Raw genomic sequence first — 13,053 nt, forward strand, 5'->3', positions numbered from 1 at the left:
CGGTTTTGAAGTAGAGGTGGGGTAGGTGACTACCTCATCGACTATAACGAATGGAGCGAAGCGGAATGAAGCAATCTCCCCTATCCCGGTAAACTCGGCGATTGCTTCCCTGCGGTCGCAATGACAACGGTTTAAACGGACATGATATTACGACGGCGTTTAGATCCGAATAAAGCAATACCCGCTAATCCAAAATTGAGTCAAAGTGAGTCATTCTGCATAAAAATATAGATTATGATGATCTTGATATCTCACAAGAGAACATAAACATGATGAAACGACCTTCAGTGGTCTCATTTTTGACCTTTATTCCAGCCTTAACCCTGATGAGTCTGGTAAGTCAACCGGTTAATTCCGCCTATGCTGCTAGTCTTGGTGCTGAACTGATTCAAAATGGTAATGCAGAAACCGGAGATACCAGTGGATGGCTCACCACAGGAATTGAGATAATACCCGCTCAAAATTTTGGTTTCTTGGGATTGTCAGAAAGTACAGACCTTGGCAATTTCTCGTTTACTGGAGGGCTAGGGCCTGCTCACTCTCAATCTTTAACTCAATCGATTGATGTTAGTAATCTTGCTGAAAAGATTGATAGCAGCCAGATATTTTCTACTTTCAGTCTTTTTATCCAATCCCGATTAGTTGCGCCCTTATCTGACTTGGGTACAGCAACCTTATCGTTTTTAGATGAGAGTGATAATCTTCTCATGTCTGAGGAATTTCTAGATATTCCTGTAAACAATGTATTTGATTGGAATTACTTTGGCGACGAAAGGATACTACCGGTGGGCACTCGCCAAATTCAAGTCGTTCTTGATGCCAGTCGTAACGGAGGCGGTTCTTCCGATAGTGCATTCGATCAAGTTTCGCTGACTCTAAACACTGTTCCTGATGCAAAATCTGTACCTGAACCTTCTTCTATACTTGGTTTACTGGCTTTGGGTAGTGTCTGCGCGACTTACCGGTTACTCAAGCATCGAAACTAATATCAATGCAGGGATGTTAGTCCTGTAGATTACCAAATGGCGATCGCCTCTTTCTGAGCTGTGGGGGAGCGATCGCTAGTGTCACAATTTATCTTAATACACTACATATAGCGTGTTACTTGGGATAAAACGTCCTGAAACTCCCCTTATTAACGAAAATCGACTCTTTTCGTTAATATAGAAGTGAAATCAATGCAGTATTAACGAAACTGATAATAATGGTTCACTTAACCAGAGCAGGTCAATATGTACACCAGATAGAAGGATACCAAGCCTTTATACCTAATCCTCTACCACCTCAGCCAGAAATTTTGATGGATCAGGAGATGTGGCATCTTTTATCTCAAGCCGATCGCGCTCTGGGTCGTTTAGACGGAGCAACTGATGCTCTCCCGAACCCAGATTTGTTTGTCTTTATGTATGTCCGTAAAGAAGCCGTTCTCTCCAGTCAAATCGAAGGTACACAAGCATCTTTAATGGATGTTCTAGAATTTGAATCCAAGGCATTAGAACCACAGAATCCACAAGATATTGCTGAAGTAGTCAACTACATTGATGCAATTAATTATGGTCTTGAGCGACTCAAAGACCTACCAGTTTCTTTACGATTAATTCGAGAAATTCATGAAAAATTAATGCGAGGAGTCAGAGGTGCTGAACGCGATCCAGGTGAGTTTCGTCGTAGCCAAAATTGGATTGGTACAGGAGGATGTTCTTTAAAAGATGCAACTTATGTACCACCACCTCCCCATGAAATGCTCAAAGCTTTAGATAATTTAGAAAAGTTTTTGCATAGCTCTCAACCCATGCCTACGCTGATCAAAGTTGGATTAGCTCATGCTCAATTTGAAACGATTCATCCTTTTTTGGATGGTAATGGCAGAACAGGACGGCTTTTAATTACTTTTCTATTGTGTGAACAAAATATCCTTCAGCGTCCACTACTTTATATTTCTTACTACTTTAAGAAATACCGATCTCAATATTACAATTACCTTCAGGACATTAGAGATCGTGGAAACTGGGAAAATTGGCTCAAGTTTTTCCTGCGTGGAATTTATGAAGTAGCTCAAGAAGCTGCTGCTACTGCTCGAAAAATAGTTAACTTGAAAGAAGAACATCGCCAGTTGGTACTCGCGCAAATGGGGCGTAGAGCTGCTAATGCGATCGCATTGCTTGAGAGTCTTTACTTCAAACCTATTTTTACTGTAGAGAGCGTCATAGAAATTACTAATATAAAATATCAAAATGCTAATGCTTTAATCAAGGAGCTTTGTGGTATTGGAATTCTGCAAGAAATTACTGGAAAAAAACGAAATCGAGCCTTTTCCTATGCTCCCTATCTAGATGTTTTTCGAGACTAGAAGTTATAAGCAGTAACAGTGGCGATCGCCTCTTTCTGAGCTGTGGGGGAGCGATCGCTATGATTCTGCTGTAGAATGAGCAACATTAAGATTCTTGGTTGATTCCAAAGAAACCAACTCCTTACCGCTACTCTCCTGTCTCTTCTGCCAGTCAGCAAAGATAGCATTAAAATCATAGTTGAACGCTTTAGAATGTTCTTCTCGAATTTTGTACAATTCTTCTAAAACTTCATCTTCCCACATAAATTCTACTCTGCCATTAACTCATAGGGTGTACAAACTACAGGTAGCTGATATCCAAAATCGCTACAAATTTCCGCCAGTTTTCTCTGAATCTGGGCATTTGCAATGTGTTTACAATTCCAGGTTAGCATATAATCCAATTGGTGAACCGTAGCCACTGCAATATGTATGGCATCATCAGATGCTTTAGCTGGTAAATTACTTCTCGTTAAAAATTGTATTCCTAATTCCCGTGCTGTTTCGGTAATGTTGAGTAATGGAATATCCTGTATAATTTCTAGTCTCCTTTTTACCATTTCACTATCCCCTTGACTCGCTTCATCCCAAACCACCTGCGAAATATAAAGGTTAAACTTCTCTCGACGTTCCTCCCACCACCTTCGGGTAATTTCCATATTTGCCATAACAATCAGATTATTGCTGGGTCTGACGGTTAGATAACCCACACAACTGGTTTCAATATATACAGTTTTAGCCATATCAATCTAAATGTATTAGTCAAACTATAGCATTGTATGATGTGGACAAGGAGCGATCGCCACTCTCAGACCTGCAAGGGAGCGATCGCCTATACTAGAAGCAGCGAATGACGTGCGATCGCCTTAAATTGTATTGATTGGGTAAGGATAAAGTGTTGCATCGATGGTCAAAAGAGTTAAATTGTGGTGTAGAGCTTGACAAATTAGCATCCGATCAAAAGGATCGCGATGTAGAGGAGGTAAGTTAACCAGTTGAACAACACTCGCTTGATCCAGATCGAGGTTAATGATTTGATGCCGATCACGTTGTTTGGGAAGATAGATAGCAGGATTTTCTGGAAAGGGTAGCTTTCCCAACTGGTACTTGACAATTGCCTCCCAAATAGACACGACACTTAAGTAAATCTGATTATCGAGATTGCGAATAATTTCTAGGTGCTGTATGGATAATCGGCGATCGCCACTAATAAACCACAAGAAAATATGAGTATCGAGTAGAACTCTCATTTTCCCTCAAAAGCACTTAGGATATCTTCAGGTAAGGGTGCATCAAAGTCATCGGGTACAACAAACTCTCCAGCACATAAACCAAAGGGTCGTAACTCTCCCTTTTGCGGTTTAATCGGTTTAAGCTCGGCAATAGGTCGATCGCCACGAACAATAACTAATGCTTCACCAGCTTCCACTTGGTGTAAGTATTTTAAAGGATCTTGCTGGATTTGCTCGACAGTGACACTGACCATAATCTCGGTAGTCTAAGTGTGGGTAACCCAATTCTAGCATCATCTGTGGGCATCATCAGCAAGCCAGGCGATCGCCTATACTAGAAGCAGCGAATAACGTGCGAGAGTCCACTAACGCACGAGCTGAACGTCAACATTGAGATTTAGATGACTCCATTGGCGATCGCTCGTCAGAACGGGTTGATGAAGAGAAATACCCAGTGCCAGACAAGCGCGGTCTCCTAATGATAAACCCAGTGACTTCGTAACGGGACGCAGCATACCCGCTTGTAACGCTTGTTCTTCACTAAACGGAATCACTTCAAGCCTTAAATTCGACAAAATTTTGGTAATTACATCTTCAGGAATATTCAATTCTGCTAACTTAGCAATTACTTCAGATAAATTCACGCTACTAATGGCTGCCTTACCGATAAATCGCGTAACTTCTTCACTACCCTTTTCTTGATTGAGCAACGCTAAAATAGCCGAAGCATCAACCACCACTTCACTCAACGCTCTTCTCCTGTTTCCGTTCAGCAATCAACTCTTCAGAAAGAGTTCGACCTTCAGGAACATACTGTCTAAACAGAGCTTGAGCTTTTTCTACAGAAGTCAGCATCTTAAAGATTTCATCGCGACTGACGACTTCACTGTTCTCTCCTTCCTTAATGGCCTTTTCCATGGCAATATCTTCTAGCGCTTCTACCAGCAGTTCAGAAAACATCTCTCTTTCTTCTTGGATTAATTCCCGAATGGTAGCTTTCAGGAGTTGCTTGAATTCCGGTTTGTCTAAGGTAAGTTCAGTCATTCTTCCACTTAGTGTAAGTATTTTAAAGGATCTTGCTGGATTTGCTCGACAGTGACACTGACCATAATCTCGGTAGTCTAAGTGTGGGTAACCCAATTCTAGCATCATCTGTGGGCATCATCAGCAAGCCAGGCGATCGCCTATACTAGAAGCAGCGAATGACGTGCGATCGCCCAATACCATGCAACTAGAAGACTTTTTTAACATCCTTACCCCCAACGATATCCGCATTAAAGGCTCCCGTATCGGAATTGAAAGCGTACTCTACGAATATATCTATCGTCATCGGACAGCAGAGCAAATTGCTAAAACCTATCCCACTTTAACCCTTGACCAAGTTTATGCCACGATCTTGTACTATTTGTGCGATCGCGAAAAGATTAGCCAATATATGTCAGATTGGCTCGATTATTGTGCAAAATCAGAACGGGAACAAGACGAAAATCCCCCAGACTTTATCCTCAAGCTTCGCCAATTGAGAGAAGAACAAAAACGCCAACTCAAGAGAAACCATGACTATTCAGTATCTCCTTGATGAAACTTTAGATGATCTGGTTCTAATCGCTCTAGCTGGAGATCCTGCCGATTATGAAAACCGTATTGTTCATGTTCCACTGTAGCTGGGGGAGCGATCGCCCCAAAGGTTCATGATCGCACAAGCCGAACTTCAACATTGAGATTTAGATGACTCCATTGGCGATCGCTCGTCAGAATAGGTTGATGAAGATAAATACCCAACTTGATCTCAAAAATTGCTGTAATCCTTGCCAACGTCCTTGGTATTGATCGCCATTTTGCTTCATCCAATCAGCGATCAGTTTTAGGCTCAGGTATCCTAAATTTAAGAGTAAGGCTAAAGCGGTTCCATGTTGCTGTAAGAAGTAGAGTTTGCTATAGGTGGCGTGATGGAGTTTGGCTTTGATATTTTTTTGGCTCGTAGCAGAGACTTGATGAGTGACTAAAATGGCTTGAGTGACGGCGATCGCGTATCCTTGCTGAAAATAGCGCTCGCATAGATCATTATCTTCATAGTAGAGGAAGTAATGGCGATCGAATTGGGGACAAGAGGGAAATCGAGCTAAATTGAGAATTAGGCTACATCCAGATACCCAGCGCGAGGGGAAGATTTTAGAAGTCGGGTGTTCTGAGGGGGAAATAGGGTGTTGATGGGGGAGCGAGCCAAGCCATCGATTAAATTGTCCTTGGGTGAACCAGGGGTTGCCGTGGCTGTCTTGAATTTGAGTGCCTAAAATGGCTAGGTTCGGATGCTCTTGAAAGCAGGTTTGAATGTAGTCAATGGCAGCATCGGCTAGGGTGGTATCAGGATTAATTAACCACACTAAGCTCTGGCGATCGCGTTCATAGATCCAATTTAAGCCTAAATTACAACCGCCCCCAAAGCCCAGGTTTTCCGGAGCAGTGAGCAGGGTTAAGTTGGGGTAGGTTTGGCTGAGGGGGTGCAGGGTGCGATCGCCAGGAGAGTTGTTGACGATGATCATTTTCAGGTTAGCGCGATCGGCTTCTGGAATAGACTGGAGTAGCGCCAGAATTAAGTCGCTGGAGTAATAGTTAACGATCAGTAGATAGAGCATTTTGATAGATTGGTCAATCAGCAAAATCTTGCCCTCTCCCTATATCCCTCTCCCACTGGGAGAGGGACTTTCCCCCTTCTCCTGCGGGAGAAGGGGTTAGGGGATGAGGGGCCATGGTTGATAACTGATTTAAAAATGCTATACAGGATAGGTTAAGGGAACTGCCGATCGCGCACCTCCTGACTAAAGGTTTTCACCGCATCAGTAATGGTCTTTTGGAGATTCGTATAGACTTTAGCAAACGGCGGTTGCCAACTGGAGAGTCCTAAAACATCGCTGGTGACCAAAACTTGGCCATCACAGTGGGGCCCTGCGCCAATGCCAATGGTGGGAATAGGAACAGTTTGAGTAATTTTTTTTGCTAACTCATAAGTGATATTTTCCAGGATAACCGTAAAGGCTCCAGCTTCCGCAAGGGCGATCGCCTCCTGTAAAATCCTTTCCCCTTCCGCTTCTTCCTTTCCCTGTCTTCGATAACCCTGTCGATGGACAGATTGAGGCGTTACCCCCACATGACCCACCACCGGAATACCACTTAAACTCAAACGGTGAACCACCTCGATCATTTCCGGATAGCCCCCCTCCAGTTTCACCGCCCCCGCTTCAGTTTCCTTCAACACCCGACCCGCCGACCTTAAGGCCTGAATGGGGCCTTCCTGATAGCTCATAAACGGCAGATCGCAGACCACCAAAGCCTGTTTTACCCCTCGACAGACCGCTTGAGTATGATAAATCATCTGGTCTAGGGTCACCGGTAAGGTAGTCGGGTGACCTAAAGCCACCATCGCTAGAGAATCTCCCACTAAAATCAAATCCACTCCAGCTTGATCCAGCAATTGGGCAAATGGATAATCCCAGGCCGTCAGCATCACAAGGGGATGACCTTGATGTTTACGTTTTACTAATTGGCTGGTTGCGATCGCCATTTACGATTACCCTTATGTCACAATTAAAGAAAGGAACCCTGGGCCAGTCTATGGAGTTTTCCCAGAAGCCCTTCTTATTTTAGAAGTTTTTGCCCCTCCTGGGAAAAAGGCTTGACTCTCTTGCCCTCCAATTCTAAAGAGATCCTTAACTTTCTGAGAAAATCCTGTAATTTTCCGGGCAAGTGCTGTAGTTAGCAATTAAAGACGCTTCAGTGCTGACACGGGGAATGATAAGATCTCCAGGGTTAGCAGGGTTTATGCGCTTCAATTGTCTTTCTTTTGCTCAGTGGAAATCTACCTATGTTTGACTTCCTTTCTTTATCCTCAACCTTATGCCGACGGTGTATGGCGATCGCCACTATTTCCTCCTTAGTTGGTTTATCCTTAAACTTGGATGGATCGCCCACATTCGCCCAGCCCTCTTCAGAAGGTGAACAAGTGGTCTATGTTCCCCAACAGCAAAACTGGGAAGAGCCACCTCCGGGTCTCCCAGGCCGTCGCGGTGCTGCGGGGAGTCGTACCGGCTGCGTGGGAACTGCCAATCATGACTATCAACCCTTGACTTCCTTAGTGCCCATTAATGTCTTTGGTCTGACCACTCAAGCTTCTCCTACCCTGTATTTCTATGTTCCTCCCAATCAAGTAGACCTTGCGGAGTTGGTTTTGGAGGATGAAATGGGTAATCGGATTGATAAAGCAAAATTAGCTCTAAAACAACAGTCCGGATTGGTCGCGGTTAATCTCGCTGACTTACCCAATTCACCGACCTTGGAGGTTAATCAGGTCTATGCTGTCTCTTTCCAATTGAACTGCCATGGACAATGGGTTGATTATGTGACGACAGGGATCAAACGGATTCCGCTAGAGGCAACCCAACAACAAGAAGTAGGAGAAGGGGCGATCGCCGATAAAATTCGCTTCTATACCCAAAATGGCATCTGGTATGACCTCCTACAAACCCTCATCGAAGCTTATCCCCATAACCCTAACATTCCCCTGAACTTAAATACCCTATTTGCGGCTCAGGAAATCGAACTTCAACATCTATTACCCGTTATTAATCCTTCCCAGCCAAAAGTTCTCAGTTTAAGCCAATAGTTCAACTCCCCCCATTCAACTCTTAATCTGATAGTGGGTATATATCCGACTGAGGCTCGAATCAGGCCAGCGATCGCCCCATTCATAGGTCGGCTGAATAGCATTTTTTGTCTATTTAGTCAAGACTGGGAGACTTTTATTAAATTTTTGTAACTTAGGCTACGGTTTAACCTTAAATCAGTTATCTTAAAAGAAAGCACCTTTACCTTATCGAAGCTAAAAAAAATGTTTACCATGAACAAAAAACGTCAAAAACTCCAAGAAGCGGCACAAGCCCATAAAGACAACCTACGGAAAAACTTACAGCACAGATTAGAAGTTGCTCGCACGAAAGGCGATATGTCTTTAGTCCGTCAGCTAGAAGCTGAAGCTGACTATCTAGGTTAAAGCTCGATTGTTAGCAATCCCCTGATTCACAATCAAAACTTAATCAACACTGACGCATAACACCTGTAGCTTGTAGGGGCGCTTCCTGTCTAGATATGATAGGAAGCGCCTCTTTAGTTCGCCAATGGATTACCAATCCTGAGTTCTCAGCGATACAATAAACCATGAGTTTATCCTAACCACCAAAAACGTGACAACATGGCTTAATCAAAGAAATATAGCTACCATAGTTTATTGCCTATTCCCCATTCCCCATTCCCTATTTGCAAGCTTGAGAGCAACAAAGCAATGGATTTGCCCCAGTTTCCTGAAACCCAGCATCCCCTAATTGAGTCCCTGGCTCACTACAGCGATCAAGAATTGCTCACCTTATTTCAGCGCCATCCGGAGTCAGGGCGATACTTTACAGCCATCTTTTGTCGCTATAACCCCATTGTTTATACTCTAATTTCCCATTGGGCGCGATCGCCCGTACAAGCAGATTATCTATTTGCTTGCACCTGGCGACATATCTACTATGAACTCGGAGGACTCCATTTACATGGAGCCACCCCTCAACCGGGTGAGTCGCCCCTCACCTTACAAAATGCGCTGATTAACTTCACTGCCTTCTGTATAAACAATATGGAGCTACCTCCAGTTGAATCTATTTATTACAACCTCCAAGAGTGTTCCCCCCCCCTCTGGTGTTATGTCGAGCAAGCGATGGATCAATTAGAACCCATCATGCGGTTAATGATTCTGCTCTCTCAGACCTTCCACTGGAGTGAAACCCGGATAGCCGCTTATTTACAAGCAGAAGGAGAATCCATTTCTCCCTTCCAGGTAAAAACCCAATTACAACAAGGACTAGCTTCCCTAGAAGCCACCTTACCCACCGATATCCGAACCATATACTTCAACGTAAACCCTCAAGCGTCAGGAGCTACTGATGAATCCTTCTCCCCTAACTTTTCACCCACCCCTGAACCGATGCAAACCTTTTAGGATGCCATCTTCTGCTCGGCTAGAATTTACGCCCCTCTTGTGGGTGATGGTGATCGGATTACTCCTACCCTATTATGGTAGTCTTCCTTTAGGATTACCTGGTCGGCCGGTCGGGCAGTCCCTCGAAGAACAACTTCAGGAGAGTTTACCCCTGCGTTGTCATATGCAGGCGATCGCCTTGGAACAAGATCGATCCCCTCACTCCTGACCTTCCCTTCTCCTGAAACTCGGTCACAATGCCATAAAATCCTAATTCTGAATGCCTGATCCCTATGCCATCCGTATGGCTCAAATCCAAGATCTTAAAGGTCTCAGTGACCTCTTAGCTGAATGTTTCCACACTTTCAAAGGGTGGAAAATTTGGTTTCGTTGGTTGAGCCTGTTGGTTCGTTGGGGAATTTATGAAGATTTGAAACAACGATGGCGCACCGCTTCTCCCTACTATGGTTGTTGGGTAGCTGTGTATCAAGGACACTCAGGCAAACCCGAAGTCAGTCGAGAGCAACCAGAGCGGTTAGCGGGAATGGTAGAAGTTTCCTTGCGGTCTTGGTCAGATTGGAGTCAATGGTCTCAATATCCTTATATTTCCAATTTAGCGGTCAAACCAGAAGACCGCCATCAAGGGTTAGCTCAACAACTGCTGGAGCATTGTGAACAAACGGCGTTGAAATGGGGATGTGAAGAAATTTATCTTCATGTTTTGGAGAATAACCATCCTGCGCGGTGTCTCTACTATAAGGTGGGTTATCGTCTGCACCAGGTGGAACTCAGTTGGAGTACCCTGCTGCTGGGGAAACCGAAACGTCTATTTTTGCAAAAACGTCTCTAAGCGGTGAGTCTGATGAGCGTTCTGAAACAATTAACAGATGATTGGCGATCGCGTCTTCAAGTTGAATGTTCTGATTATTCTCAGGAGGTTCATCAGAGCATTATTGATTGGTTAATCGGAGAAAATCCCGATCGCTTGCTGGATCTTAATTCAGAAGATTGGGAGATTGCCGTAGCAGCCATGGATTATCGTTATCGAATTTTACAAAAAAGATATTTAGGAGTGCCCCCGGAAGTCGCTTACAAAAAGCTGATGAAGCGGTTAGCCAGCTTATTTTTAATTCGTAACAAAATTCGCACCTGGGTTGCCTTAAGTCGCGATCGCCAGCGCAGCGTCGTAGATGTGCTTCAAGAAGTAATTCAGGAATTATTACAGAGCGATCACTACCTCAAACAACAAATGGGATTAATCCAACAGATTACCCCCCAGCGATGGCTCCAAAACACCCTCATTTTAGCCACCTTAGAAGAATATTGCCTGCGCCCGATCCGCAATCAACCCCTGCTGCTCTATCGGTTTCTGAACTATCTGCGGCGTACCCAGCGCGGAGGAATGACCAATATTCCCACGGGTAACTTAGTGCGGCTCATTTCCGAAGAACTGACCTCAGAAGACAGTGACGATCCCATTAGTCTCTTAGATCGGCAGGCGATCGCCGAATACAAAGACACCCAAGCCTATCTACAACAACAACGTTATCGAAAAGCCGTCGCCAAAGAATTTCAAGCCTACCTCTATGAAACCCTAGGAGAAAAAGCCGCGAATTGGCTGCAATTCTATCTTCAAGGACGCACCCAAGAAGAAATTTCTACCCTCCTGGATCTCTCAGTTAAACAAGTCTATCGCCTGCGAGAAAAAGTCAGCTATCATGCCATTCGCATCTTCGCCCTTAAACAGCAACCCGAATTAGTCAGCCATTGGCTAGAAATTTCCTTAGAAGACCACAGTCTAGGCTTAACCCCCAGCCAATGGCAAACCTATTGGGACAGCCTTACCCCCACCCAAAAACAGTTACTCGAACTGCTCAAAGAGCAAACCCCACCCCATGAAATTGGCGAAATCTTAAACTGGAAAACCACTCAAGTCATAGCAGAATGGAGTAAGCTATACTTAGCCGCCCAATCTCTCCGGAATCCCTAAGTGTTTTTACCTTAAATCTCTCAGTTATGCGATCGGGGTGCAAGTTCTCAAGGGTGCGTCACAATCCTATTAACTAGCCATTAAGCAGCCCTTGGATCGGGAAAATCAGGGCATCGATCCCAGTTGTGCGATCTACTTGAATAGATAACTGTCAACACTCAACTATCCCTTACCCTTGCCCAGCGTCCTCATCATTATGCCAGCACCGATCATGAGCTTACCCTCTCCTTCCTTTCATTCTTCTTCCACTTCTCATCTGAATATTGACAGCGATCGCATTTTTCCCCTACTCGATCGCGCCCTGTCCTTTGAAGCCTGTTTGTATCATCAAGTGCTTCCCCTAGCCTTAGAAGGAAGTCGGCTCAGATTAGGGATGGTCGATCCAGAAGATAACAGCGCCCTCAATTATTGCCGTCAAATTCTATCTTACCTGCGATGCTCCATTGTGACGCAGAAAATTTCCTCAGATCTACATCAATCGATCCTCAAAGCCTATCTCAATCATATTAGCTCCCAACAACAACCGCCTCCTGCCCTGCCAGAACTCTCTTCATCCCCAGCTCCCCCCTCTAGATACCAGGGAAATGCGGAATCAGACCATTGGCAAAATCGACCGACGTTAGTCTTAGATGCAGACGAGGGACTCAATTTAGTACAGAATGAGGCTCCTGAGTCTGACTCAACGGCTAAACCACCTCCTTCCGTTGCGCCCCTCAAACCGATTAAAGGCTTACCCGAATTAAACATCCAAGCTCAGTATTTATCCAGTCCAGTAGAAAGACTGGCTACCCTACCCCCCTCCATCCTCTGGCAAGAATTGCTCAGTCGAGTCTTAGTGGGGGGGATTGGGCGACTATTTTTTGAGCGCCATCCTCACCATGGGCGAGTATTATGGAGCTTAAATGGTGTCGTCCAATCTGTATTAGATAATTTACCTTTAGACCAGTTTCAGGGCGTGATTCATGAGCTAAAATTACTCAGCCGCTTACCGTTAATTCCGGTGAAAACGGTCAAAGAGGTAGAACTCGAACGGTATTATAACCAAGAGCGCTTATTATTACGTTTGCGGGTGATGCCCGGTAAACATGGGGAAGATGCAACGCTGCAAGTGTTGCGAGGAGCTGCGTTGAAATTTCACCAACGGCAGCAGATTACGACGATGGGTAGAGATGCTTTGACGATCGCCCAACAGTTACAGAAGAAGTTAAACGATCTGCGCGATCGCGCCCATGGCGATACCCAGTTATCGGGCAAAGAATTAGAATCCCTCACCAGCTTAAATCAGATCTTAGTTCATTTAACGGCACAAGTTCAGGATTTACAAGCGTTACGCTCTGAAAAGTTAAATCAGAAATCCGAGACTTAGATCCAATTCAGCCGGATTGGATCTAATATCAAATCCGCTTGAATACCATAATTAAAAATGTAGGGAGCAAGATGCTCCCACTCCAGTAATATCAAATAATTGAGGGAGTGCGGGCATCTTGCC

The 13,053-nt window shown here is 44.5% G+C and carries 17 protein-coding genes; 10 read left to right on the top strand and 7 right to left on the bottom strand.

The genetic code is table 11. From position 1 onward, the window contains the following. Nucleotides 1-272 precede the first annotated feature (272 nt). Nucleotides 273-986 carry a PEP-CTERM sorting domain-containing protein gene (locus tag PMG25_RS20880; RefSeq protein WP_283768829.1) on the top strand — a complete coding sequence of 238 codons (714 nt, stop codon included), beginning with the start codon at nucleotides 273-275 and terminating at the stop codon, nucleotides 984-986. A gap of 218 nt (nucleotides 987-1,204) precedes the next feature. Next, nucleotides 1,205-2,350 (top strand): Fic family protein, encoded by a 1,146-nt coding sequence (locus PMG25_RS20885; protein WP_283768830.1) that lies wholly within the window; start codon nucleotides 1,205-1,207, stop codon nucleotides 2,348-2,350. Nucleotides 2,351-2,598: 248 nt separating this feature from the next. On the opposite strand, the gene PMG25_RS20890 is transcribed toward PMG25_RS20885, so the two are convergent. From PMG25_RS20890 to PMG25_RS20910, 5 genes are all read right to left on the bottom strand, one after another. After that, nucleotides 2,599-3,072, bottom strand: a complete 474-nt coding sequence (locus PMG25_RS20890) for a type II toxin-antitoxin system VapC family toxin (RefSeq protein ID WP_283768831.1) — start codon at nucleotides 3,070-3,072, stop codon at nucleotides 2,599-2,601. A 123-nt stretch (nucleotides 3,073-3,195) separates the two neighbouring features. Then, nucleotides 3,196-3,579, bottom strand: coding sequence for a type II toxin-antitoxin system VapC family toxin (locus PMG25_RS20895; protein ID WP_283768832.1), 384 nt, complete (start codon nucleotides 3,577-3,579; stop codon nucleotides 3,196-3,198). Next, the gene (locus PMG25_RS20900) at nucleotides 3,576-3,815 is read right to left on the bottom strand and encodes a type II toxin-antitoxin system Phd/YefM family antitoxin (protein WP_283768833.1); all 240 of its coding nucleotides are present in this window, start codon (nucleotides 3,813-3,815) and stop codon (nucleotides 3,576-3,578) included. The genes PMG25_RS20895 and PMG25_RS20900 overlap by 4 nt, the downstream gene beginning before the upstream one ends. Before the next feature lie 111 nt (nucleotides 3,816-3,926). Next, on the bottom strand, nucleotides 3,927-4,310 hold the full coding sequence (locus PMG25_RS20905) for a type II toxin-antitoxin system VapC family toxin (RefSeq protein ID WP_347178899.1): 384 nt from the start codon (nucleotides 4,308-4,310) through the stop codon (nucleotides 3,927-3,929). Beyond that, the gene (locus PMG25_RS20910; protein WP_283768834.1) at nucleotides 4,303-4,605 is read right to left on the bottom strand and encodes a hypothetical protein; all 303 of its coding nucleotides are present in this window, start codon (nucleotides 4,603-4,605) and stop codon (nucleotides 4,303-4,305) included. The genes PMG25_RS20905 and PMG25_RS20910 overlap by 8 nt, the downstream gene beginning before the upstream one ends. Before the next feature lie 181 nt (nucleotides 4,606-4,786). Between PMG25_RS20910 and PMG25_RS20915 the strand changes: the two genes are divergently transcribed. Next, nucleotides 4,787-5,140 carry a DUF433 domain-containing protein gene (locus PMG25_RS20915; protein WP_347178902.1) on the top strand — a complete coding sequence of 118 codons (354 nt, stop codon included), beginning with the start codon at nucleotides 4,787-4,789 and terminating at the stop codon, nucleotides 5,138-5,140. Nucleotides 5,141-5,312: 172 nt separating this feature from the next. On the opposite strand, the gene PMG25_RS20920 is transcribed toward PMG25_RS20915, so the two are convergent. Both PMG25_RS20920 and panB read right to left on the bottom strand, forming a co-directional pair. Continuing rightward, on the bottom strand, nucleotides 5,313-6,221 hold the full coding sequence (locus tag PMG25_RS20920; RefSeq protein ID WP_283768836.1) for a glycosyltransferase: 909 nt from the start codon (nucleotides 6,219-6,221) through the stop codon (nucleotides 5,313-5,315). Nucleotides 6,222-6,349: 128 nt separating this feature from the next. Further along, complete coding sequence (panB, locus tag PMG25_RS20925) at nucleotides 6,350-7,123, bottom strand: 3-methyl-2-oxobutanoate hydroxymethyltransferase (protein WP_283768837.1); 774 nt, start codon at nucleotides 7,121-7,123, stop codon at nucleotides 6,350-6,352. Between the two features lie 300 nt (nucleotides 7,124-7,423). Here panB and PMG25_RS20930 point away from each other — a divergent pair, with 300 nt between their 5' ends. From PMG25_RS20930 to PMG25_RS20960, 7 genes are all read left to right on the top strand, one after another. Next, the gene (locus PMG25_RS20930; RefSeq protein ID WP_283768838.1) at nucleotides 7,424-8,221 is read left to right on the top strand and encodes a DUF928 domain-containing protein; all 798 of its coding nucleotides are present in this window, start codon (nucleotides 7,424-7,426) and stop codon (nucleotides 8,219-8,221) included. 234 nt (nucleotides 8,222-8,455) lie between these two features. Next, nucleotides 8,456-8,608 carry an arginine synthesis PII-interacting regulator PirA gene (gene pirA / locus PMG25_RS20935; RefSeq protein WP_283768839.1) on the top strand — a complete coding sequence of 51 codons (153 nt, stop codon included), beginning with the start codon at nucleotides 8,456-8,458 and terminating at the stop codon, nucleotides 8,606-8,608. 288 nt (nucleotides 8,609-8,896) lie between these two features. Continuing rightward, nucleotides 8,897-9,595, top strand: coding sequence for a hypothetical protein (locus tag PMG25_RS20940; protein WP_283768840.1), 699 nt, complete (start codon nucleotides 8,897-8,899; stop codon nucleotides 9,593-9,595). 1 nt (nucleotide 9,596) lies between these two features. Further along, nucleotides 9,597-9,803, top strand: a complete 207-nt coding sequence (locus PMG25_RS20945) for a hypothetical protein (protein WP_283768841.1) — start codon at nucleotides 9,597-9,599, stop codon at nucleotides 9,801-9,803. A 51-nt stretch (nucleotides 9,804-9,854) separates the two neighbouring features. Beyond that, a complete protein-coding gene (locus PMG25_RS20950; protein ID WP_283768842.1) occupies nucleotides 9,855-10,424 on the top strand; it encodes a GNAT family N-acetyltransferase in 570 nt (189 codons plus the stop codon). 12 nt (nucleotides 10,425-10,436) lie between these two features. Beyond that, nucleotides 10,437-11,564: a HetZ-related protein 2 gene (locus PMG25_RS20955; RefSeq protein WP_283768843.1), complete on the top strand. Its 1,128-nt coding sequence runs from the start codon at nucleotides 10,437-10,439 to the stop codon at nucleotides 11,562-11,564. A gap of 196 nt (nucleotides 11,565-11,760) precedes the next feature. Further along, nucleotides 11,761-12,930, top strand: coding sequence for a GspE/PulE/PilB domain-containing protein (locus PMG25_RS20960; RefSeq protein ID WP_283768844.1), 1,170 nt, complete (start codon nucleotides 11,761-11,763; stop codon nucleotides 12,928-12,930). Nucleotides 12,931-13,053: the final 123 nt, after the last annotated feature.

The sequence above is a fragment of the Roseofilum capinflatum BLCC-M114 genome, assembly GCF_030068505.1.
GTDB classification, from domain to species: Bacteria; Cyanobacteriota; Cyanobacteriia; order Cyanobacteriales; family Desertifilaceae; genus Roseofilum; species Roseofilum capinflatum.